Source organism: Micromonospora sp. GCM10011542, assembly GCF_042650685.1.
Taxonomy (GTDB): domain Bacteria; phylum Actinomycetota; class Actinomycetes; order Mycobacteriales; family Micromonosporaceae; genus Micromonospora.
Genome location: NZ_JBHSBO010000014.1, coordinates 111478 through 134652 on the forward strand (window position 1 = coordinate 111478; position 23175 = coordinate 134652).

A 23175-nucleotide genomic window follows, 5' to 3' on the forward strand; every position below is an offset into this window, starting at 1 on the left:
GATGAGCAACCCGACCACACGCCCCGACGACGCCACCGACCTGGCCGACGAGGGCATCGAACCGATCGCGATCGTCGGCCTGGCCGCGCGCCTACCCGGCGCCGCCGACGTGCACGAGTTCTGGCGCAACCTGGTTGACGGGGTGGAGTCGGTCACCGAGCTGACCCGGGAGGAGCAGCTGGCCCGGGGCGCCACCGTCAACGAGGTCGACGATCCGGGCTGGGTCAGCCGCGCCCCGCTGGTCGACGGCTACGACGAGTTCGACGCCGCGCTGTTCGGGATGACCAACCGGGAGGCGGAGCTGACCGACCCGCAGCACCGGCTGTTCCTGGAGACCTGCCACACCGCGCTGGAGGACGCCGGCTACGACCCGTCGCGCTACGACGGCGCCATCGGCGTGTACGCCGGCACCGGCGGCAACACGTACCTGCACCGCAACGTGCTGCGCAACCAGCGGGCCGGCGGCAACCCGCACACCGCCGTCTCCATCGCCACCGGCAACTCGCCGAACTACGTGGCCACCAACGTGTCGTACCGGCTGGACCTGCGCGGACCCAGCATGACCGTGCACACCGCCTGCTCGACCTCGCTGGTCGCGTTCCACCTGGCCTGCGAGGCGCTGCGCAACGGCGAGTGCGACATGGCCCTGGCCGGCGGGGTGAACATCGAGCTGCCGCACGTCGGCTACCTGGGCATGGAGGGCTTCACGTCCCCCGACGGCCGGTGCCGCCCGTTCGACGCCGCCGCGAACGGCACGGTGTGGGGCAGCGGAGTCGGGGTGACCCTGCTCAAGCGGCTCTCCGACGCGATCGCCGACGGCGACACCGTACGCGCCGTGGTGCTCGGCAACGCGATCAACAACGACGGCGCCGGCAAGGTCGGCTTCACCGCGCCGAGCGTCGACGGGCAGATGGCGGCGGTCGCCCAGGCCGTGGCCATGGCCGACGTCGACCCGCGCACCATCAGCTACGTCGAGGCGCACGGCACCGGCACCGCGATGGGCGACCCGATCGAGGTGGCCGCGCTCTCCGCGGTCTACACCAAGGACACCGACGAGCGGGGCTGGTGCGGCATCGGCTCGGTGAAGTCGAACATCGGCCACCTCAGCCAGCCCTCCGGCATCGTCAGCGTCATCAAGACGGTGCTGGCGTTGGAGCACGGCCTGATCCCGCCGACGATCAACTACGAGACACCGAACCCGGCGGTCGAGTTCGCCGACACCCCGTTCTACGTGGCGAACACCCTCACCAAGTGGGACACCGACGGCGGGCCGCGCCGGGCCGGGGTCAGCTCCTTCGGCATCGGCGGCACCAACGCGCACGTGGTGCTCGAGGAGGCGCCGGCGGCGTACTCCGACGATCGTCGGGTCCGCCCGGCGTACCTGCTCCAGGTCTCCGCGGCCACTCCCACGGCGCTGGACACGGCGGTGCGGCGCCTCGCCGACCATCTCGACGGCGCGGTCGACGCGGGGCCGGCGTACCTGGCCGACATCGCGCACACCCTGCGCGTCGGCCGCCGCGCGTACCCGCACCGCCGCGCCGTGGTCGCCACCGACCTCGCCGACGCGGTCGCTGCCCTCCGTGCACCGAAGCGCGGACCGCAACCATTGACCGACAGTCCCGCCCCGACAGCAGTAGCTTTGCTGTTCTCCGGGCAGGGCGCCCAGTACGCCGGCATGGGCGCACAGCTCTACGCCGAGCAGCCCCGCTTCGCCGCCGTCGTCGACGAGTGCGCCGAGCTGCTCCGCCCCGAGCTGGGCCTGGACCTGCGCGACCTGATCCTCGGCCGGGACCCGGCAGCGGGGGAGAAGCTCACCGAGACCCGCTACACCCAACCGGCCCTGTTCACCGTCGAGTACGCCCTGGCCGTGCTCTGGCGGGCCGCCGGGGTGCGACCGGCCGCGATGATCGGCCACTCCATCGGCGAGTACGTCGCCGCGACCCTCGCCGGGGTGCTGAGCCTGCCCGACGCGCTGCGGGTCGTCGCCGCCCGGGGCCGGCTCATGCAGTCCGTGCCGACCGGCTCGATGCTGGCCGTCGCACTGGACGAGTCGGTGGTCGCGGGGATGCTGCCCGAGGGGCTGGCCGTGGCCACCGTCAACGGGCCGGGGACCTGCGTGGTGGCCGGCGAAACCGCCGCCGTCGAGGCGTTCGCCGCCACGCTCAAGGGCAAGAGCAAGCTGCTGCGCACCTCGCACGCCTTCCACTCGCCGATGATGGAACCGATCCTGGCCGAGTTCACCGCGCTGATGGGCACGGTCACGCTGCGCCCGCCGACGATCCCGTTCCTGTCCAACGTCACCGGCACCTGGATCACCGCGGAGCAGGCCACCGACCCGGCGTACTGGGCGGCGCACCTGCGCCAGCCGGTGCGCTTCGGCGACTGCGTGGCGACCCTGCTCGGTGCGGGCACCTGGCACCTTCTCGAATGCGGCCCCGGCCGGCAGTTGGCCAACCTGGCCCGGATGCAGGTCGCCAAGGCCGGGCCGGAGCAGCGGACGCTGACCCCGCTGGGCAGCCTGCCCGGCCCCGGGGAGAGCACCGGTGACCTGGCCACCCTGCTCGGCGCGGGCGCCGCGCTCTGGTGCGCCGGCCTGCCGGTGCGCTTCGACGCCGACCCGACGGCCCGGCGGGTGCCGCTGCCCACGTACCCCTTCGAGCGCCGCCGCTACTGGATCGACCCCGACCCGGAGCAGCCGCTCGCCGCCGCGCCGGTCGAGACCGGGCCGCGACCGCTGCCGCAGTGGTTCGCGGTGCCGGTCTGGCAGCAGGCCGCGCCGGCGCCGGCCGCCGCGCCGCTGGGCCGCTGCCTGGTGCTGACCGTGGGCCCGCGCGGCGACGCGCTGGTCGCCGGCCTGCGGGCCGCCGGTGCCGATCCGATCGTGGTACGCCCCGGCGACTCCTTCGCCGCGACCGAGGACGGCTACCGGCTGCGCCCCGGCGTACGCGCCGACCACGACGACCTGGTCGCCGCGCTCACCGCCGACGGGCCGCCGGCCCGGCTGGTGCACGCGTTCACCCTGGACGGCACGCCGGCCGGCACCGACATCACAGCCGCGTGGGCCGCCCAGGACCAGGGCTTCTTCAGCGCCCTGCACCTGGTGCAGGCGCTCGCCGGCGCCGGCCTGACCGGCGAGGAGAGCGGCCTCGCCCTGGACCTGGTGACCACCGGGGTCGGCGACGTGCGCGGCGACGACCTGCGCCGCCCGGAGCACGCCACCCTCGCGGGGCTGGTGCGGGTGCTGCCGGCCGAGTTGCCCGGGCTGGCCGTCCGGCTGGTCGACGCCGACCCGGCCGACGACGACGTCGCCGCCCTGGTCGCCGAGCTGCGTCGCCCCCGCGACCCGGGGCGCGCCGAGGTGGCCCTGCGCGGGCGGCGGCGCTGGCTGCCCGGCTACGAGCAGGTGACCGTGGACGCCGAGGGGGAGGCGGGCGCGTTGCGCGACGGCGGCCGATACGTGATCACCGGTGGTCTCGGCGGCATCGGCATCACCCTGGCCGAGGACATCGCCACCCGGGTCCGGGCGAAGCTGGTGCTGCTGGCCCGCTCCGGCCTGCCGGAGCGCGAACGGTGGGACGACCACCTCGCCGTGCAGGGCCACGACCGGGCCGGGCGGGCCATCGCGGCGATCCGCCGGATGGAGGCTGCCGGCGCCGAGGTGCTGGTGCTCGCCGCCGACGTCACCGATCCGGCCGACCTGCGCCGGGTCCGGGACGCCGCGCAGGCCGCGTACGGCGGCATCAACGGCATCGTGCACGCGGCCGGCCTGCCCGGCGGGGGCATGGCGGAGGTCAAGGAGCGGACCGAGGCCGAGCGGGTGCTCGCCCCGAAGCTCGCCGGCACCCTCGCTCTCGCCCAGGTCTTCGGCGACCTGCCGCTGGACTTCGTGGTGCTCTGCTCGTCGATCACCGCCGTGGTCGGTGGTTTCGGCCAGGTCGACTACTGCGCCGCCAACGCGTTCCTCGACGCGCACGCCCGCTCCGGCGCGGGCTGGCGGGCGCCGGTGCTGTCGCAGAACTGGGGCGGCTGGGCCGAGGTGGGCATGGCCGTGGAGACCGCCGTACCGGCCGGCTTCCGGGCGGCCGGCCGGGACACCGTCACCACGGCGGTCGACCACCCGGTGCTCACCACGAAGGTCATCGGGCCGGACGGCACCGTGCTGCACGGGCTGGTCTCGGCGGCCACCCACTGGCTGCTCGACGAGCACCGGATCGGCGGCGTGCCGGTGGTGCCGGGCACCGCCCACCTGGAGTCGGTCCGGGCCGCGGTGGCCGCCGCGCTGCCCGCGCCCGGCCCGGCCGCGGCGGTGGAGCTGCGCGATGTGGTCTTCCTGGAGCCGTTCGCGGTGCCCGACGGCACCGTGGCCCAGTACCGGGTGGAGCTGACCGGGGCCGACGACGGAGGCACCGAGTTCGCGGTGCGGAGCCTGGCCGGCGGCCGTCTGCGTACCCACGTGCGCGGCGGCGCGGGCTGGACCGACGAGCCGGCACCGGCGGCCAACCCAGCCACCCCCGTGGGGCGCCGGGTCGACGACGACGCGTCGTTCGGACGGGGCCGCACCAGCATGCTCACCTTCGGGCCGCGCTGGGCAGCGCTGCGCGAGCACCACCTGGCCGACGGCGAGGAGTTGGCGGTCGTCGAGGCGCCCGCCGCGGCGGACGGCGACCTGCCCGCCTGGGGCCTGCACCCGGCGCTGCTGGACGTGGCGACCGCGTTCGGCCGGGGCCAGGGCAGCGGCACCTACCTGCCGCTGTCCTACGGCCGGATCGTGGTGCGCGGGCCGCTGCCGGCCCGGTTCACCAGCCGGTTGCGACACCGGGCCGGTGACACCGAGGAGGTAATCGCCGCCGACCTGTCGCTGCGCGACCCGGACGGCCGGGAACTGGTCGCGATCAGCGACTTCGTGCTGCGCCGGGTCGACCAGGGCGCGGTCACCGGTGGCCTGACCGCCGCCCCGGCCGAGGGCACCGACCCGGCGTCGGCAGCGTCCACCGAGGACATCCGGCCGGTGGACGGTGCCGAGGCGTTCCGCCGCAGCCTCACCGCCGGCCTCGGCGCACAGGTGGTAATCGCCACCCGGACGGTCGACGACATCCGGCACCGCGCCGGCCGGGTCACCGCCGACAACCTGGCCGGGGACGAGCCCGTCACCCAGGCGGGAGCCGACACCGTCGCGCCGGGCACCGAGCTGGAACAGGCCATCGCGCGGGTCTGGCAGGACGCACTCGGGGTGCCCGAGGTGGGCGTCGACGACGACTTCTTCGCCCTCGGCGGCAACTCCCTGGTCGCGGTCCAGTTGATCGCGGCCATGCGCAAGGCGACCGGGGTGCGGCTGCCGATGCGCAGCCTCTTCGAGACCCCCACCGTGGCCGGGCTGGCCGCCCGGATCGAGGAACTGCGGGCCGCCGCGGCCGACACCGACGAGCCGGCGGCGTCGATCCCGGCCATCCCGCGGCTGCCCCGCGCGTGACGACGAGAAACCAGGAGTAGAGAGCCATGAGCGACACGATCGCGACACTGCCCGTGGTCGTCGAATCCGACGGCCGGGCGCTGACCGAGCTGATCACCGAGCGCCGCGCCGAGCTGCGGGCGACCCTCGCCGAGCAGGGCGGGCTGCTGTTCCGCGGCTTCGACGTGGGCGGGGTGGACGGCTTCGACCGGGTGGTCCGGGCGCTGTCCGGGGAGCCGCTGACCTACACCGAGCGGTCCTCACCGCGGCACGCCATCAAGGGCCGGGTGTACACCTCGACCGACTACCCACCGGACGAGGAGATCTTCCTGCACAACGAGAACTCGTACCAGGCCCGTTGGCCGCTGACGCTGTTCTTCTACTGCATCACGGCGCCGCAGACGCTCGGCGCGACCCCGCTGGCCGACGTCCGCCGCGTCTACCGCGAGATCGACCCGGCGGTACGGGAGGAGTTCGTCCGGCGGCGCTGGATGTTGGTCCGCAACTTCCACTCCGACTTCGGCGCCACCTGGCAGCACGTGTTCGGCACCGATGACCGGGCCGAGGTCGAGGGGTATGCGGCGGCGAACCGGATCACCCTGGAGTGGGTCGGCAGGGACGGGCTGCGCACCCGGGCGGTCCGCGACGCGGTGCACCACCGGCCCGGCTCGGACACCCCGCGCTGGTTCAACCACGCCACCTTCTTCCACGTGAGCAGCCTGGCCAAGGACCTCCAGGAGGGGCTGCTGGCCATGTTCGGCGCCGACGGTCTGCCGTCGAACACCTACTACGGCGACGGCGGCGAGATCCCCGCCGACGTGCTGGAGCACCTGCGGTCCGCGTACCGGGCCGCCACCGTCCGCTTCGACTACCAGCGCGACGACGTGCTGGTGGTGGACAACATGACCGCCGCGCACGGGCGGGAGCCGTTCACCGGCCCCCGGAAGATCGCCGTCGCGATGGCCGAGCCGCACACCCCCGACACCGCAGGAGAGCAGTGATGGCCGAACCCCGATTCCTGGTCGTACGCAACGACGAGGAGCAGTACTCGATCTGGTCGGCCGAGCGGGACCTTCCGGCGGGGTGGCACGACACCGGCTTCGCCGGCACCCGCGAGGAGTGCCTGGCGCACATCGACGAGGTCTGGACCGACATGCGTCCGCACTCGGTACGCGAGGCCGCCTCATGACCCGGGAGTGGACCTTCCCGGCGTCCTTCGCCCAGGAGCGGGTGTGGACGGCCAACCAGCTCGACCCCGGCTCGCCGGTCTACAACGTCTCCACGCCGTGGCGGTTCCCGACCGGCATGACGACGGCGCAGGCCGTCGAGGTGCTGGCGCAGGTGGTGGCCCGGCACGAGTCGCTGCGCACCCACCTGCGGATGGCCGACGGCGCGCTGGTGCAGGTGGTCCGGGCCGCCGAGCCGCTGGACCTGCCCGTGCTCGACCTGTCCGACCTGCCCGCCGACGAGCGGGAGCGCCGCAACGACGAGGCGCTGGCCGAGCTGGCCCGTACCCCGATCCCGCTGGACGCCCCGCCGCCGTGGCGGGCCCGGCTGGTCCGGCTCGCCGACGACCAGCTCGTGCTGCACTTCGTGGTGCACCACGCGGTATTCGACAGCCACTCGGCGGTGCTCTTCGCAGCCGAGCTGGGCGCGTTCACCCGGGCCGCGCTGACCGGCGCGTCGGCCGAGGTGCCCGAGCTGCCCATCCAGTACGCCGACTTCGCCGTCTGGCAACGCGACCAGCTCACCGGCGCCGAGCTGGACCGACAGCTCGCCTTCTGGCGGGCGCACCTGGCCGGTGCGCCGCCGGTGACCGGCCTGCGGCTGGACCGGCCGCGCCCCGCCCAGCTCGGCTTCGCCGGCGACGAGGTGCGCTTCGACCTGCCCGACGGGCTGCTGGAGCGGGTCGGGCAGCTCGCCGCCGGCGCGTCCGCCACCCCGTACATGGTGCTGCTGGCCGGTTTCGCGGCGCTGCTGTCGCGGATCTCCGGCGACGAGGACGTGGTGGTCGGTGTCTCGACGGCCGGTCGGGACACCGCCGAGCTGACGCCGCTGATCGGCATGTTCGTCAACCCGGTCGCGCTGCGCTGCGACCTGACCGGCGACCCGAGTTTCGCCGAGCTGCTCGGCCGGGTACGCACCGGCCTGGTCGACGCGATGGAACACGGACAGACGCCGTTCCAGCGGATCGTGGAGGCGGTCGCCCCGCAGCGCGACCCGTCGGTGCAGCCGGTCTTCCAGACCGCGCTGAACTTCATCCCCGACTCCGGCCTGGACCCGGTGCCGCTGGGCACCACCAAGGACGACCTGGCCTTCGACATCACCGCCGGCACCAGCCGACTGGTCTACCGCACCGACCTGTTCGACCGCGCCACTGCCGAGACGGTCGTCGCCCGCTACGTGCGGCTGCTCACCGCGGCCGTCGCCGAGCCGGGTACGCGGCTGTCCGCGCTGCCCCTGCTCGACGACGCCGAGCGGGCCCTCGTCCTGCACACCTGGACCGACACCGGGCGCGAGCTGACCCCGTCCACCCTGGTCGCCGAGGTGCAGCGGCAGGCCGCCGTCACTCCGGACGCGGTCGCCCTAATCTGTGACGGTGAACAGCTCAGCTATGCCGAGCTGACCGCGCGGGCCAACCGGCTGGCGCGGCTGCTGGTGCGTCGCGGCGCGGCCCCGGAGAGCCGGGTGGCGCTGCTGCTGCCCCGCTCGACGCAGCTCGTGGTGGCGATCCTCGCGGTACTCAAGGCCGGTGCCGCGTACCTGCCGGTGGACGCCGGCCACCCGGCGAACCGCATCGGCTGGCTACTCGCCGACGCGGAGCCGGCGCTGGTGCTGACCGCTTTGGAGACCGCTGCCCTGGCCCCGGCCGGCGCGCTGGTGCTCGACGCCACGACCGCCGCCGAGGAGGACGACGCCGACCTGACCGACGCCGACCGGCGGTCCCCGCTGCGCCCGGAGCACCCGGCGTACCTGCTCTACACCTCCGGCTCCACCGGTCGTCCAAAGGGCGTGCTGGTCGAGCACCGCGCGGTGACCGCATACCTGGCCTGGGCCCGGGACACCTACCCGGGGCTGGCCGGCACGGCGCTGCTGCACTCGCCGGTGTCGTTCGACCTGACCGTGACCGGCCTGCTCGGCCCGCTCACCGCCGGCGGCACGGTCCGGCTGGCCGGCATCGACACGCCGGCCGCGCGCGACGGCGGCCGGCCGAGCTTCCTCAAGGTCACCCCCAGCCACCTGCCGCTGCTCGACGACGCACTGTCGCCCACCACCGACCTGGTGATCGGCGGAGAGGCGCTGACCGGTGAGCAACTGGCCGACTGGCGGGCCGCGCACCCGGAGGTGGCGGTGACCAACGAGTACGGCCCGACCGAGGCGACCGTCGGCTGCGTCGCCGCCCGGATCGCCGGTGGCCGGGAGCTGCCCGCCGGGCCGGTGCCGATCGGCCGGCCCACCTGGAACACCCGCGTCCACCTGCTCGACGCGGCGCTGAACCCGGTGCCGCCGGGCGTGGTCGGCGAGCTGTACGTCGCCGGCACCCAACTGGCCCGGGGCTACCTGCGCCGGCCGGCGCTGACCGCCGAGCGGTTCCTGCCGTGTGCGTACGGGACGCCCGGGGAGCGGATGTACCGCACCGGGGACCTGGCCCGCTGGCGGCCCGACGGGACCCTGGAATACCTGGGCCGCCGGGACAGCCAGGTCAAGGTCCGGGGCATGCGCGTCGAACTGGGCGAGATCGAGTCGGTACTGCGCGCCCGGTCCGACGTGGACGCCGCCGCGGTCGTGGTCCGCACCGACAGTGGCGAGCCGACCCTGGTCGCCTACGTGGTCGGCCGCGCCGAGGCCACGGTCCTCGCCGCAGAGCTGGCCCGCGACCTGCCCGCGCACCTGGTCCCGAGCGCGTTCGTCCGGCTGGACGCGCTGCCGCTGACCCCCAACGGCAAGCTGGACACCGCCGCGCTGCCGGCCCCGGCCGCCGCCGCGACCGGCGACGGCTTCGTCGCCCCGCGCACCGACGCCGAGGCGCTGGTCGCCGAGGTGTACGCCGACATCCTGCAACGGGAGAAGGTCGGCGCGCTGGACGACTTCTTCGCCCTCGGCGGCAACTCGCTGCGCGGCATGCGGGCGATGGCCCGCATCCGTGCCGAGGTGGACGTGGAACTGCCGATGCGGGCGCTGTTCAGCAGCCCGGTGGTGGCCGACCTGGCCGCCCAGATCGAGCAGCGGATCGCCGCCGAACTGGACCAGCTCTCCGAAACCGAGGTCGCCGCGCTGCTCGCGGCGGAGAAGGACACCGGCTCATGACCGACGTGAAGGACCCGGCCCGCGACGCCGCCCGGCAGGCGCTGATCGCGCAACGGCTGCGCCGCCGAACGGGCGCCACTCCGGCCGCGCGGATCACCCCCCGCCCGCCCGACGCCGAGGTGCCGCTGTCGTACGCCCAGGAGCGGGTCTGGTTCATGGACCAGCTCGCCCCGGGCGAGGCGGCGTACCACATCGCGGTGCCACTGCGGGTGCGCGGCCCGCTGGATGTGGCGGCGCTGCGACGCGCGCTGGCCGACCTGACCGCCCGGCACGAGTCGCTGCGTACCCGGTTTCCGGCCGACTCGGACGGCCGGCCCACCGTGGTGCTCGACGACACCGTCGAGGTGCCGCTGACCGTGGTGGACGCCGCCGACGAGACCGCCGCGCAGGCGCTGGTCGACGCCGCCGCCGCCGAGCCGTTCGACCTGGCAACCGGGCCGCTGCTGCGGGCCCTGCTGATCCGGCTGGCGCCGACCGAGCACGTGCTCTTCCTCGGTCAGCACCACATCGTCGGCGACGGCTGGTCGGTGGACGTGCTGCTGCGTGACCTGATCGCCCGCTACCGCGACCGGGAGCTGCCGGCCCTGCCGGTGCAGTACGGCGACTTCGCGGTCTGGGAGGCGCGTGAGCTGGCCGGGCCGACCGCCCGCCGGCACCTCGACTGGTGGAAGCAACGGCTGGCCGGGATCACCCCGCTGGAGCTGCCGCTGGACCGGCCCCGCCCGGCCACCCAGACCTACCGGGGCGACTTCGTCGAGTTCACGCTGGACCGGGCGGGCACCGACGGGCTGGCCGCGCTGACCCGCTCGTACGGCGGCACCCTGTTCATGACGCTGCTCGCCGCGTACCAGGTGTTCCTGGCCCGGCACACCGGGCAGGACGACTTCGCGGTGGGCGCCTCGGTGGCCGGCCGGTCCGCGCCGGAGCTGGAGAACGTGGTCGGCATGTTCGTCAACATGCTGCCGTTGCGCGCCGAGCTGACCGGCGACCCGAGCTTCACCGAGCTGCTCCAGCGCACCCGGCGGGCGGTGCTGGACGGCCTGGAGCACGCCGAGATGCCGTTCGCCCGGGTGGTGCACGAGCTGGGCCTGCCCCGCGATGTCAGCCGCTCGCCGGTGTTCCAGGCGATGTTCGTGTTGCAGAACTACGAGATGGGCCGGTTCGCGGGGGTCGCCGACGACGACGGGGTCGGCTTCGAGTGGCACCCGATGGAGTTGCGGGCCACCCGCTTCGACTTCGAGTTGCACGCCGTCGAGACCGGCGACGGGCTCTGGGGCAAGCTGGTCTTCAACACCGACCTGTTCACCCGGGCCACCGTCGTGCGGATGGCGGACCGCCTCACCACCCTGCTGCGTGCCGTGGTCGCCACCCCGGACGCGCCGGTCTCCACGCTGGACCTGCTCGCCCCCGCCGAGCAGGCGCTGCTGGCCGGTTGGAACGACACCACCGCCGACTTCCCGGAGCAGCAGACCCTGCACGCGCCCATCGAGCAGCGGGCCGCCCGTACCCCGGACGCGGTGGCGCTGCGGTTCGACGGCCACTCGGTGACGTACGCCGAGCTGAACACCGCCGCGAACCGGGTGGCGCACCGGCTGCGCGCCGCCGGGGTCGGCCCGGAGACCCTGGTCGGGGTCTGCGCGGAACGCTCGGTGGAGCTGGTCGCCGGCCTGCTCGGCGTGCTCAAGGCCGGCGGCGCGTACCTGCCGCTGGACCCGGAGTACCCGGCGGACCGACTGGCCTTCATGGTCACCGACGCGGAGGCCCCGGTGGTGCTCGTGCAGGAGCACCTGCGCGACGTGCTGCCGACGACCGGCGCGACCGTGCTGGCCCTCGACGACGAGCGGGTCTGGGCCGACCAGCCGGCGACCGACCCGACGCCGGTCGCCACCGCGGACAACCTGGCGTACGTCATCTACACCTCCGGCTCCACCGGCCGGCCCAAGGGCGTGCCGAACACCCACCGGGGCATCGTCAACCGCCTCGACTGGATGCAGCGCACCTACCGCCTCGGCGCCGACGACGCGGTGCTGCAGAAGACCCCGGCCAGCTTCGACGTGTCGGTCTGGGAGTTCTTCTGGCCGCTGCGCGCGGGCGCGCGGCTGGTGCTGGCCGAGCCGGGCGGCCACAAGGACGCCGGCTACCTGCGCGACCTGCTGGTCGCCGAGCGGGTCACCACCGCCCACTTCGTGCCGTCCATGCTCACCGTGTTCCTCGCCGAGGACGGTGTGGAGGCGGCCACCGCGCTGCGTCGGGTGATCTGCTCGGGGGAGGAACTGCCGCTGGCAGCCGCGCGCGACTTCACCGCCCGGCTGCCGTGGTGCGGGCTGCACAACCTGTACGGCCCGACCGAAGCCGCCATCGACGTCAGCGCCTGGGCGTGCGACCCGGCGCTGCTCGACGGGCTGGCCAGCGTGCCGATCGGCGCGCCGATCAGCAACCTGCGACTGCACGTGCTCGACGCCCGGGGCAACCCCTGCCCGGTCGGCGTCGCCGGCGAGCTGCACATCGGCGGGGTCGGACTGGCCCGCGGCTACCACCACCGGCCGGCGCTGACCGCCGAGCGGTTCGTCCCCGACCCGTTCTCCGCCGAGCCGGGTGCCCGGCTGTACCGCACCGGCGACCTGGCCCGCTGGCGGGTGGCGCCCGGCGTACCGGTGGGGCCGGACGACTGGCTCGACTCCGCGCCGGGCGGCGCGACCGGCGGCGACGCCGGCGGGGTGCTGGAATTCCTCGGGCGGATCGACCACCAGGTGAAGCTGCGTGGGCTGCGCATTGAGCTGGGCGAGATCGAGAGCGCGTTGCGCGCCCAGCCCGGGGTGACCGAGGCGGTGGTGCTGGTCCGCGAGGACACCCCCGGCGACAAGCGGCTCACCGCGTACCTGGTGGGCGCGGCGGAGCACGACGTGGTCAAGGCGGCGCTGAAGGAGACCCTGCCCGAGTACATGGTGCCGGCGGCGTTCGTCACCCTGGACGACCTGCCGCTGACCCCCAACGGCAAGCTGGACCGCAGGGCGCTGCCCGCGCCGGTGCTCACCCGCGCCGCGTCGGTGGCGCTGGTCGAGCCGCGCGACGACACCGAGCGGCTGCTCGCCGGGATCTGGTCCGAGGTGCTGGGCGTGGACACGCTCGGCATCGACGACGACTTCTTCGACCTCGGCGGGCACTCGATGCTCGCCACCCAGGTGGTGGCCCGCATCCGCAAGACCGAGCACGGCGGGCGCGCGGTCGGCGTGATGGACCTGTTCCAGCAGCGCACCATCCGCGACCTGGCCACCTTCATGTCCGGCGATGGCGACGGCGGCGGGCCGCGCCGGCTGCTCTACGAGCTGACCAAGCCGATCCCGGCGGCCAAGCGGAAGATCAGCTACGTCTGCGTGCCCTACGGCGGCGGCAGCGCCATCGTCTACCAACCGCTCGCGGACGCGCTGCCGGCCGGGCACGCGCTCTGGTCCCTCGCGATCCCCGGGCACGACGTGGGGCTCAGCGAGGACGCGCTGCCCTTCGACGAGCTGACCGCCCGGGTCGCCGAGGAGATCCTGGAACGCGTCGAGGGCCCGCTCGCCCTGTACGGGCACTGCGGGGTGGGCAGCGCGATCGTCGCCGAGGTGGCCCGCAAGGTCGAGGCCGCCGGTCGGGAGCTGACCGCGCTCTACATCGGCGCGATGTTCCCGTTCGCGCGTCCCAAGGGGCTGTTCGCGGCGGTACGGACCCGGCTGGAGAAGCTGCGCAGCAACCGGCACTACGCGAGCTGGCTGAAGTCGATGGGCGTGGACACCGACGAGCTGGACCCGGAGCAGGCCGACCGGATCATCAGCAACATGCGGGCCGACTCCCGGGCCTCCGAGGAGTACTTCACCGGCCTGCTCGACCGGCAGGCGGCGAAGCTGCGTACCCCGATCATCTCGGTGGTGGGGTCGGAGGACCCGGTCACCGACTACCACGCCGAGCGGTACGCGGAGTGGCAGTTCCTCAGCGACCGGCTGGCGCTGGTCGTGCTGGACCAGGCCGGGCACTTCTTCCTCAAGTACCGGGCGCAGGAGCTGGCCGAGATCGTCACCCAGGTGCATCCGGCGCTGGCCGCCGGCGACGTCTCCCCGCTGGCGCCGCAGGCGCGGGGCGAGGACGCGGGCTGGGCGGTGGCCGACACCCGGGGGACCGGGGCCGCCGACCGGCCTGAGCAGCCGACGGTCCGGCCCAGCATGGCCCGGTTCGTGGCGGTCACCGCCGGGCAGTTGGTCTCCACCACCGGCTCGGCGCTGACCGCGTTCGCGCTGCCGATCTGGCTGTTCACCCGTACCGGCTCGGTGGCCGACCTGGGGCTGCTCTGGGCACTCGCGCTGGTCTGCGGCGTGCTGATGCTCCCGGTCGCCGGAGCGATCACCGACCGGGTCAGCCGCCGGAAGATCATGATGATCGCCAGTTGCAGCGCCGGCTCGATCCAGCTGGTGCTCGCCGCCCTGCTGTGGAGCGGGAGCCTCGCGCTCTGGCACATCTACGCGCTGGTGGCGCTGAGTCAGGTGGCCGGGTCGTTCCAGCGGATCGCGTTCCAGTCGGCGGTGCCGCAGCTCGTGCCGAAGCGCTACCTCGGGCACGCGATGGGCATCACCCAGCTCTCCAGCGGCTTCGCCATGCTGCTGATGCCGGTCTTCGCGGCCGGCCTGCTGGCCGCCATCGACCTCAAGGGCATCCTGCTGCTGGACGTGGCCAGCTATTTGGTCGCGGTGGTGACCCTGGCCGTGGTCCGTTTCCCCGACCTGCTCGGCTGGCGGCCCCGGGAGCGGCTGCTGGTGGCCATCGCCAACGGCCTGCGCTACTCGTGGCAGCACCGGGGCTTCCGGCTGATGCTCGGCTACTTCGCGCTGGGCAACATCTTCCTGGCCCCGGCGCTGGTGCTCACCACCCCGTTGGTGCTCTCCTTCGGCTCGGCGACGCAGGTGGCCCAGGTGGCGCTCGCCGAGGCGCTCGGCGCGGTGGCCGGCGGCGTGCTCATGTCGGTGTGGGGCGGGCCCCGACACCGACGCATGATCGGGGTGCTCATCGGCAACCTCGGCACCGCCCTCGGCTGCGTGCTGGTCGGCCTGGACGCGTCGGTAGCGATGATCTGCGTCGGCGTCTTCTGGCTGGCCCTGTCGATGACCACGGCGCAGTCGATCTACGCCACCATCGTGCAGGTCAAGGTGCCGCAGCGCTTCCACGGCCGGGTGTTCAGCCTCAACCAGACCATCTCCTGGTCGACCCTGCCGATCGGCTTCGCGTTGCTCGCCCCGGCCGCCACCGCCCTGTTCGAGCCGCTGCTCGCCCCGGACGGCGCACTGGCCGGGTCGGTGGGCGCCGTGATCGGCACCGGCGCGGGGCGCGGCATCGGCTTCGCGTACGTCTGCTTCGGCGCGGCGCTGGTCCTGATCACCCTGGGCGGGTTCGCGATCCGGCTGCTGCGCCGCTTCGACCTGGAGGTGCCCGACTCCCTGCCCGACGACCTGATCGGCGCGCAGGAGCGGGAACGCCGACTGGCGGCCCGCGCCGCGCAGCGCGAGGAGGAGCGTGTGCCGGTGGGGGTGTGACGGGTGCGGTGCCGTCGCGCTGCCCAGCGGCACCGCGGCGGCACCGCCGACCGCGTTCCCCGGCGGTGGGATGGATCATCTTGAGGATTGGCCGGACCTGCTGGGCTGCGGCATGGTACGAGTGCTCGGTGAATCCCGATGGTCGCCGCCGGCCCGGCGTCAGCCGGTCACGGCGTGACCGTGATGTCGAACGTGTGAAGGCAAGTGCTGCTCGGGTTCGGGTTCGTGGTGGCCGGGCGGGACGGTTGCGGCTGACTCAGCTGGAAGCCGCCCTGGTGATCTCGGTGCAGGCCGGACTCGCCGCGGCTCTGGCCTGGTCGATCGGACACGATGTGCTGGGCAACCCCGCGCCGGTCTTCGCCCCTTCCGCCGCGGTGGGCACGATCGTCGCCGCGCTCGGCCAGCGTGCCCACCGCACGGTCGAACTGCTGCTCGGAGTCGGACTCGGCATCGCCACCACCGACTTCCTGCTGACCTTCCTGGGCACCGGGTTCTGGCAGACCGGACTCATCGTCGGCTGCGCCATCCTCGCCACGTTGTTGCTGTTCGGACGCAGCGGGGCCGCCGTTGGCCAGGCTGGCGGTACGGCGGTGCTCCTCGCGACCCTTGCGCCGGCTCAGAAAGACCTCGAATGGCCCCGGATCGTCGAAGCGACGGTCGGCGGTGTCGTGGGCCTCGTGGTGGTCGCGTTGCTGTTGCCGCTGAACCCGATGCGGATCCTCGACCGTGACGCAGCCCCCATCTTCGAGTGCCTCGCCGGTCAGCTGAGGCAGGTTTCCGCGGCGCTGGCAACAGGCGATCAGCGGCGGGCGGTGGGAGCGTTGGACGCGCTCCGCGGCATGGGACCCGATCTCGATCGGATGCATGAGGCACTCAGCGGCGCCGAGGAGGTGGTCAGCCTTGCGCCTGCCCGTTGGCTGCGCCGCCGGGATGTGGAGCGCTTCGCACGCGCGACCGTGCACGTGGAACGGGTCATTGAACACAGCCGAGGAGTGGCCCGCCGGTCAGCGATGGCGTTGCAGTACAACGAGCCGATTCCCCCCGACCTGCCTGCCAGCGTCGGACGACTCGCCGACGCGGTCGAGTTGCTGCGCCGTGAGCATCGCGCCGGACGCCCGACCGAGAGAACCCGCCACGCCGTCCTCGATGCCGTGCACAAGGCTGGCCGGGCCCGAGCCCGCGGGGTCGACGAATTCGGAGACGCGGTGGTGACCCAACTGCGCACCGCCGCCAGCGACCTGCTTCGAGCTACCGGCTGCGACCCGACATCGGCGAATCGAGAGGTACGGGACGCAGTGCAGAACGGTGAGGATTCTGTCCGGGTGGGTGGTACGCCTGGATGAGGGCGGCATGACCGCGCCAGACTGCGAACTGGGTAACCGCCGGTCATGGGGTGCCGGGCGTCATGAGCCTGGTCAGGGCGCGCAGTCGTCGTGCCGAGGCCCAGCCGGTGAAGCGCCTGGCCAGGTCAGCCGGCGGGCTGCTCGAGCCCAACGCGGCAAGGTGGACGGCGGCCTCCTCGCGCAGCGTCGCGAGGTGGATCAGGAGCGCCGTTCGGTCATTCCGGTACTCGGCGAGCAGGCGCAGCTTCGCCGGCGAGCAGGGCCAGGCGATCCCGCACGCCTGGCAGCGCCAGGTGGGTCGGGTGGGCAGATGGTCGGGGCGGCGGGTCACACCGTCACCCGCCGAGGCAGGGCCGGACGGCGGTGACCACGGACCGGTGCCGGCGGGGCGGACGCCAGCCAGCGCACGCCCGCGGCCATCAGGTACAGCTCACGCCGGGCGACCGCCTCGCCGTGCGGCGCCAGCTCGTAGCACTCGATCCACAGCCAACCCTGGTACGTGTGCCGGTCGGCCAGTGCGCGGATCACGCGGACCGTGATCGCCCTGGCGAACTGCGGGCTCGCCTCGCGGGTCAGGTGCAGCACGTCTCCGCACTGGATCTCCGTCACTGCGGCCTCCCGTTCCGGCCGTCGACCCGGCCTCGGTGTGTCGGGCACGGCTTCCCCCTTGCCTTGCCTTCGGTTGGTGGGAAGGGGGCCCGGCCTCGGTGCTCGCCGTCGGGTCGGCCGGGCCCCCGCTACGAACGCGGGCGGCGGGCTGCTGTCGCCTCCACCGCTCGCGCCGTCTACGCAACACCCTGCCGAGGGTTGCCCGACAATCACACAGCGTTAGATGATTTCTTCGGAACGTTCCATTGGCTCCCGAAGGGACGCGGGCATGAACCACGCATTCGTCGCGGCGCTCGCCGAGGCGTGCGAGACGGCCGAGAGTCTGGCCGATCGTGTCGGTCTGCACCCCAAGACGGTGGCGCGGTGGGCGAACCCGGGACGCATCCCGCAGACCCGGCATCGTGCCGAGGTGGCGAAGATCCTGCACAAGGACGTGGCGGAACTCTGGCCGGACGTGCTCAACCGCCGTGAGCCGGTCTGGTTTCGACCGTGGGTCGACATCGAGCGCGAGGCGGTCGCACTGCGGGCGTTCCAGCTCGCCTGGGTCCCGGGCCTGCTCCAGACCGAGGCGTACGCCCGCGCCACGTTCCGGGGTCAGGCGCTGACGTCGGACGAGGTCGACGAGTTCGTCTCCGCTCGCATTGACCGGCAGGCGATTCTGACCCGTGAACGTGGGCCGCTCTTCGTCGCAGTCCTGGACGAGGGAATCATTCGTCGTCCGGCCGCCGGAGACCGGGCACTCATGGCCGAGCAACTTGCCCACCTCGTGATCTGTGCTGAGCTGCCTAGCGTCCAGCTGCACGTCGTACCGCGCGACACGGCGACGTATCCGGGGCTCGATGGGCCTTTCACGCTGGCAGAATTGCCGGACGGGACGCGCGTGGCGCATGTGGACAGTCAGGCGCGCGCGCAGATCATCGATCAGGCGTCGGACATTGCTACGCTCGAGCGACGGTGGGAACGCATACGGGGTGAGGCTCTTCCCCGGGGTCGATCCCTGGACCTGCTGAAAGAGGCGGCAGCATCATGGACGTGACCGGCGCACGCTGGCGCAAGAGCACGAAGAGCGGCGGCAACGGCGGCGACTGCGTGGAGGTCGCGGCCAATCTCCCCGGCGTCGTCCTGGTCCGCGACACCAAGAACCGCGACGGCGGCACGCTCGCCTTCGGTCCGGCGGCGTGGCGTGCGTTCGTCGCGCAGGTCGCCGAGCGGCCCTGACCTCACCTGCCGGACGGGGGCGGGCTGGGCCGCTGCTCTTCCCGTACGCGGGCAGTCAGCCCATGGTGATTGCCGCCCTCGTTCTGCTCGGATGACCCTCGCCATCGTGGCCCTCCTGCTGGGTGAGCCGTTGCTGGCCGCGGAACGGCGCCGGACGTCCGTCATGGCCTAGCACGCCTCGCCGGCCGGTGATCGACTCGGCCTCCGTGAAGTCGGGGTGCCCGGCACGCTCGGATGCCCCGACTCCACGAAGCCGAGTTGATCGAGCCTCAGACGTCCGCGTCCGGCAGCTCCTCCGGCTCGGTGATCCAGGCGGAGAAGACCGGTACCCCGTGCCACGGCCCGGTCGCGCCGTCGGCGCGGCTGTCCGTGGCGACCGCCACCACCGCGTAGGGGTTGCCGAAGCGCAGCTCGGCGGTCCGGGCGACGCCCTCCGGCGGCAGGCTGGTCAACTCGAACAGCCCGGTCACCGCAGCGGCCTCGAAGCCGTACCGGCCGAACCGGGCCAGCGCCGCCTGCCGCGCCTGGAAGCCGAGGCTCGACTCACCGAGCGCCGCCGCCAGGGCATCCGAGGCGACCGAAAAGCCCAGCGCCGCTGGGGTCAGGTCGTGCTCGCTGCGGGCGGACCAACAGGGCAGCACCGCGTCGTGCCGCTCCTCGCGACCGTCGCGGGCCCGGGTCCGGACCTTCTCCTCGCGCAGCGTCCACAGCGGGGTGTCGGTGAGCGCCAGGTCGAACAGCGAACGGCGGCCGGCCGGTTCCGCGCCGTCGGCCGCGCCGGAGCTCAGCTCGTACGCGGCGGCCATCACGTCGGCCGGGGGCACCTGCGATGCGGCGGCCACCGAGACGACCACCAGTCCCGCTTCCCCACCGGCGTCCTTGACCGGCTGGGCCGGCGCGGCGTGCACGATCACGTCGCCGGCCCGCGCGGTCGTCACGATGGCGCACCGGTGCCCGTGGCGCGGGCTGCGCAACACCCGGCGCAGCCCACCGGCCCAGGCGCTGCCTGACCCCAGCGCGTCTGCGTCGGCCACCTCGAACGGGTCGGCCCAGGAGATCCGGGTGGCCAGGGCGCTCGCCAGGGCCAGCGCCACGTCCGGCCCGACCCGCAGCGGGAACCGCTCGATCATGCCGAGGGTGTGCTCGCGGGCCCAGGCGTCCAACCCGGCCTGGTCCGGCAGTTCGCCCACCTCCGTGGTCGCGGGCAGCGCACCGCGCCAACCGGCCAGCCCACCGATGTCCCGCGCCGCCTGGTGCCAGACCGCCGTGGCGGCCGGCACCAGCGGGTGCGGCGTCTCCAGCAGCGCCCGGGCCGTCTCGACGGCGGTGGCCGCGTCGACGCCGAGCACCTGCTCCAGCGCCTCGGCCGTCGCCCGATCGTTCGCGGCCGGAGCGCAGAGCGCCAACAGCAGCCAGGCACCGAGCGGGGAGGCGACGTGGTGCGCGGCGCCGATCTCGGCGTGCAGGTTCTCGGCGTACCTGGACAGCGGCCCGTGCAGGTCGGTCGTCATGCCCCCACTGTGCCCGAACCGCGTCACCGGGGCATGGCAGCGTCCGGAGCCCACTCGACGAAACTCCGGCCGGACGGGAAGATCGTCGCGTCAGCGCACCGCGGGGGTGAGGGTGAGAATGTCGTCGACGGCGACACGGCCGGGACGGACGACGGTCGCCCACACGCCGAACGTCATGTCGTGGTGCTCGGCGACCGTCTTGAGGAGATCGCGATGCTCGGGCAGGTCACCGTGCGCCATGTCGATCATGACGCAGCGGGTCTGCAGCGCGCGTGGCCGGAGGACGACCGCCGGACCGAGGTGCAGGTGGTGATCGAGCCAGTCATCCTCGGGAAAGCCGACGCCGGGTACGTCGAGCAGCAGGTTGGCGCGGAATCTGGACGGGTCGACCGGTGCCCCGATCACCGTCGCGAGCTGACGCAGGGCGGCCGTGGTGATGGTGATCACACTGACCGGTCCCTCGTCGTGGTGTGGGACGTCGGTCTCGGGCTCGATGGTGACGTGCCGGCCGAGGGCCTGGCTGACAGCCGCGTGGCCAGCGGGGTCGTCGGCGGCGAATGTCCCTCCGTCCGGTAGTTCGACGGTGGGCACTGGGCCGGCGCCGTGGCTGCGGAGCTTGAGCAGGCCGGGCATGCGTCGGAAGCGGCGGGTGTTCTTGCCGCTGCCCAGCTTGCCGTCACGGTCACGGACCGCCCACTCTCGGTCCCGGGCCAGTCCACGATCGGCGATGTCGACAGAGTCGAGTTGCTCGCCGAGCAAGGACTTGATCGGGAACCTTCGGATCTCGGCCACCCTGGTCGAGGCCGCTCTCGCATCCGTCGCCCTCACGTGGCGCGCCCCACCAGTTCGCGGATGAACGCGACGGCCTCGTCGGCGGTGATCGCCATGGCGTTCTCGCCGACGCTCACTTCGAACGAGCACCGGTCGGGATCCGGTGCCGACCGGATGCGGCCGAACAGCTCCACGCCGGTGCCGGTGAGCATGTCGTGGGCCGCCCGCATCGCGGCTTCCGGACCGACGGGAAGGTGGACGTGGAACAGCGGCGTCTGCGGTGGGTCCGGGAACGCGCGGGCCACGCCGTCAGCGTTGACGGCGGCGGCGATCGCCACCGCGTGGTCACGATGGGCCGACAGCCGGGGCAGCACGGTGTCCAGGCCGTGCAACGCGGCGAGCGCCATCGGCCAGGCGTCGTAGACGTCGCCACCGAGCCGGCGGCGCCACACCCGGGCCTCGGCGACGGTGGCAGCGTCCGCGGCGAGGACCGCGCCACCGGTGCCCTGCAGTCCCTTGTACAGCGAGACGTACACGGTGTCGAACAGGGCGGTGATCTCGGCGAACGGCCGCGCGTAGTACGTCTGAGCCTCCCACAGCCGCGCGCCGTCGAGGTGGATGGCGGCGCCGCGGTCGCGCATCGCCGCGGTCTGTGCGCGGAGGTCGTCCCACTCCGGAAGCAGGCCGCCGATGTCACGTTGTGGCAGCTCCCAGACCACCGCAGCGAGCGGCTCCTCGGCAGCGGCGGACAGGTCGGCGAGGGTCATCAGCCGGTGCCGATCGCCGACCGGGTGGCAGCGCAAGCCGTGCACGACGCTGTACCCCCGATGCTCCCAGACCTCCAGATGGCTCTGCGGGTGGGCGGCGAAGGCCCGACGATGTCGCCGGTCGGCGTGGATGCGCAGGGCGACCTGCTGCGCCATGGTGCCGGACGGAAAGAGCAGGGCGTCGTCCGTGCCGAGCAGCGATGCCATCCGTCGTTCGAGGGTGGCCACCGGTCCGTCCGGCCCGTTGGGCGGTGTGTTGGGAGCGACCTGGTCCAGCATCGACCGCAGCATTTCGTACGGCTGACGACGCAGGTCCGAATGCAGGAACAGGGAACGCTGCACGGCCATGGCGGGGTGATCCAATCAGAACGGACCGTGCCCCGAACTGCGGGTCGGCCAGGCTTCACGGGGGAGGAAGCCTACCTTGTTGCAATACCTTGGCAATAGCATGCCTTCTCCTCGCGCCCCACATCTGGGGCAGCTCGACAGGAGCACGCGGGCACCCGATCAGGAGAACAGCTCGAACGGCTCGTCGATCTCCTCGCCGGCCAGGAAGGGCGTGATCAGCCGGGGGAGCTGCCCCGGATAGAAGCGGGCCCGGCTGGCCACCACCTCGGACACCGGCCACCAGCGGAAGCCGAAGTAGTCCTCCCGCTCGTAGTCGAGCCGGTGTGTCTCGTCCACGTCCGGCCCGGGACCGTCCAGCCGCACCGCGACGACCACCTCGTCCTGAAGATGGCGGAGCTGGCGGTGCAGGAAGCTGGCCCGCCGCCGCCAGGTCGGCGCACCGACCTGCCCGGCGTGGACCGCGATGCCGGTCTCCTCGCGCAGCTCGCGCACCGCCGTGTCCCGGTACGTCTCCTCGGGGTCCATGCCGCCGCCGGGCAGCTCCCACCAGGTGCCGAGCCGGGGATGGTCGGGGTCGCGGGTGTGGAACAGCAGCACCCGGTCGGCGGCATCGAGGACCACCACCCGCACCGCGCGCCGCTCGATGATGGGCAGGTCGCGGGGCAGCTCGATCGGATGCACCGCACCAGTCTGCCCGTCCGGCCGTCCGGTTGGGGGCGGGTAGGCTGCCCGCCGTGGCTGGTCTGTTGAGGAATGTGGCGGCGCGCATCTCTCGGGTGGGCGCGGTGGTTCCGTCGCCCCGGCGTTCCGGGCCCGCGCCGGCCCAGGTGGCCCGACGGCGTCAGGTGAGCGCGTTGCAGCGGCGCGAGCTGACCTACGCGCCGGAGCGCGACGGACAGGCGGACCCGGGTGAGATCGTCTGGACCTGGGTGCCGTACGAGGACGACCCTCGGCAGGGCAAGGACCGGCCGGTGCTGGTCGTCGGCCGGCACAGCCGCACCCTGTTCGGGCTGATGCTCTCCAGTCAGAGCGAGCGGGACGGGCAGCGGCACTGGCTGGCGCTGGGGCCGGGAGAGTGGGACCGGGACAACCGGCCGAGCTGGGTACGGCTGGACCGGGTGCTCACCATGCGCGAGGACAGCATCCGCCGCGAGGGTGCCGTGCTGGACCGCCCCCGCTTCGACCGGGTGGGGCAGGCGCTACGCGCGGGCTACGGCTGGCGCTGACAGTAAGAACCTCAGAAGAACCTTGACGTGGGTGACCTGGGCTGTATATTCAACCTATCGGTTG

At 73.4% G+C, this 23175-nt stretch carries 15 protein-coding genes; 9 read left to right on the forward strand and 6 right to left on the reverse strand.

The window, feature by feature from the left end; all coding sequences use genetic code 11:
- Nucleotide 1: 1 nt before the first annotated feature.
- The 6 genes from ACFOW4_RS04340 (at nucleotide 2) to ACFOW4_RS04365 (ending at nucleotide 16661) form a co-directional block, all read left to right on the forward strand.
- Nucleotides 2–5470: an SDR family NAD(P)-dependent oxidoreductase gene (locus ACFOW4_RS04340; protein ID WP_377524646.1), complete on the forward strand. Its 5469-nt coding sequence runs from the start codon at nucleotides 2–4 to the stop codon at nucleotides 5468–5470.
- A gap of 26 nt (nucleotides 5471–5496) precedes the next feature.
- Nucleotides 5497–6450 (forward strand): TauD/TfdA family dioxygenase, encoded by a 954-nt coding sequence (locus ACFOW4_RS04345; RefSeq protein ID WP_377524649.1) that lies wholly within the window; start codon nucleotides 5497–5499, stop codon nucleotides 6448–6450.
- Nucleotides 6450–6638 carry an MbtH family protein gene (locus ACFOW4_RS04350; protein WP_377524651.1) on the forward strand — a complete coding sequence of 63 codons (189 nt, stop codon included), beginning with the start codon at nucleotides 6450–6452 and terminating at the stop codon, nucleotides 6636–6638. Before ACFOW4_RS04345 ends, ACFOW4_RS04350 begins: the two co-directional genes overlap by 1 nt.
- Nucleotides 6635–9757 carry an amino acid adenylation domain-containing protein gene (locus ACFOW4_RS04355; RefSeq protein WP_377524653.1) on the forward strand — a complete coding sequence of 1041 codons (3123 nt, stop codon included), beginning with the start codon at nucleotides 6635–6637 and terminating at the stop codon, nucleotides 9755–9757. Before ACFOW4_RS04350 ends, ACFOW4_RS04355 begins: the two co-directional genes overlap by 4 nt.
- A complete protein-coding gene (locus tag ACFOW4_RS04360) occupies nucleotides 9754–15318 on the forward strand; it encodes an amino acid adenylation domain-containing protein (protein ID WP_377524656.1) in 5565 nt (1854 codons plus the stop codon). The genes ACFOW4_RS04355 and ACFOW4_RS04360 overlap by 4 nt, the downstream gene beginning before the upstream one ends.
- Before the next feature lie 275 nt (nucleotides 15319–15593).
- Nucleotides 15594–16661: an aromatic acid exporter family protein gene (locus ACFOW4_RS04365; protein WP_377524658.1), complete on the forward strand. Its 1068-nt coding sequence runs from the start codon at nucleotides 15594–15596 to the stop codon at nucleotides 16659–16661.
- 43 nt (nucleotides 16662–16704) lie between these two features.
- On the opposite strand, the gene ACFOW4_RS04370 is transcribed toward ACFOW4_RS04365, so the two are convergent.
- Nucleotides 16705–16992 carry a flavin reductase gene (locus ACFOW4_RS04370; protein ID WP_377524661.1) on the reverse strand — a complete coding sequence of 96 codons (288 nt, stop codon included), beginning with the start codon at nucleotides 16990–16992 and terminating at the stop codon, nucleotides 16705–16707.
- On the reverse strand, nucleotides 16989–17270 hold the full coding sequence (locus ACFOW4_RS04375) for a hypothetical protein (protein ID WP_377524663.1): 282 nt from the start codon (nucleotides 17268–17270) through the stop codon (nucleotides 16989–16991). The genes ACFOW4_RS04370 and ACFOW4_RS04375 overlap by 4 nt, the downstream gene beginning before the upstream one ends.
- A gap of 268 nt (nucleotides 17271–17538) precedes the next feature.
- Here ACFOW4_RS04375 and ACFOW4_RS04380 point away from each other — a divergent pair, with 268 nt between their 5' ends.
- Both ACFOW4_RS04380 and ACFOW4_RS04385 read left to right on the forward strand, forming a co-directional pair.
- Nucleotides 17539–18306, forward strand: a complete 768-nt coding sequence (locus tag ACFOW4_RS04380) for a Scr1 family TA system antitoxin-like transcriptional regulator (RefSeq protein WP_377524666.1) — start codon at nucleotides 17539–17541, stop codon at nucleotides 18304–18306.
- The gene (locus ACFOW4_RS04385) at nucleotides 18297–18488 is read left to right on the forward strand and encodes a DUF397 domain-containing protein (RefSeq protein ID WP_377524668.1); all 192 of its coding nucleotides are present in this window, start codon (nucleotides 18297–18299) and stop codon (nucleotides 18486–18488) included. The genes ACFOW4_RS04380 and ACFOW4_RS04385 overlap by 10 nt, the downstream gene beginning before the upstream one ends.
- Before the next feature lie 269 nt (nucleotides 18489–18757).
- On the opposite strand, the gene ACFOW4_RS04390 is transcribed toward ACFOW4_RS04385, so the two are convergent.
- The 4 genes from ACFOW4_RS04390 to ACFOW4_RS04405 all read right to left on the reverse strand — a co-directional run bounded on the left by ACFOW4_RS04390 (nucleotide 18758) and on the right by ACFOW4_RS04405 (nucleotide 22566).
- Nucleotides 18758–19999 carry a hypothetical protein gene (locus ACFOW4_RS04390; RefSeq protein WP_377524671.1) on the reverse strand — a complete coding sequence of 414 codons (1242 nt, stop codon included), beginning with the start codon at nucleotides 19997–19999 and terminating at the stop codon, nucleotides 18758–18760.
- A gap of 90 nt (nucleotides 20000–20089) precedes the next feature.
- Complete coding sequence (locus ACFOW4_RS04395) at nucleotides 20090–20791, reverse strand: MOSC domain-containing protein (RefSeq protein ID WP_377524673.1); 702 nt, start codon at nucleotides 20789–20791, stop codon at nucleotides 20090–20092.
- 32 nt (nucleotides 20792–20823) lie between these two features.
- The gene (locus tag ACFOW4_RS04400; protein WP_377524675.1) at nucleotides 20824–21885 is read right to left on the reverse strand and encodes a threonine aldolase family protein; all 1062 of its coding nucleotides are present in this window, start codon (nucleotides 21883–21885) and stop codon (nucleotides 20824–20826) included.
- Between the two features lie 159 nt (nucleotides 21886–22044).
- Nucleotides 22045–22566: an NUDIX hydrolase gene (locus ACFOW4_RS04405; protein ID WP_377524678.1), complete on the reverse strand. Its 522-nt coding sequence runs from the start codon at nucleotides 22564–22566 to the stop codon at nucleotides 22045–22047.
- Nucleotides 22567–22619: 53 nt separating this feature from the next.
- Here ACFOW4_RS04405 and ACFOW4_RS04410 point away from each other — a divergent pair, with 53 nt between their 5' ends.
- A complete protein-coding gene (locus ACFOW4_RS04410; RefSeq protein ID WP_377524680.1) occupies nucleotides 22620–23111 on the forward strand; it encodes a type II toxin-antitoxin system PemK/MazF family toxin in 492 nt (163 codons plus the stop codon).
- The last annotated feature ends 64 nt before the right edge of the window (nucleotides 23112–23175 follow it).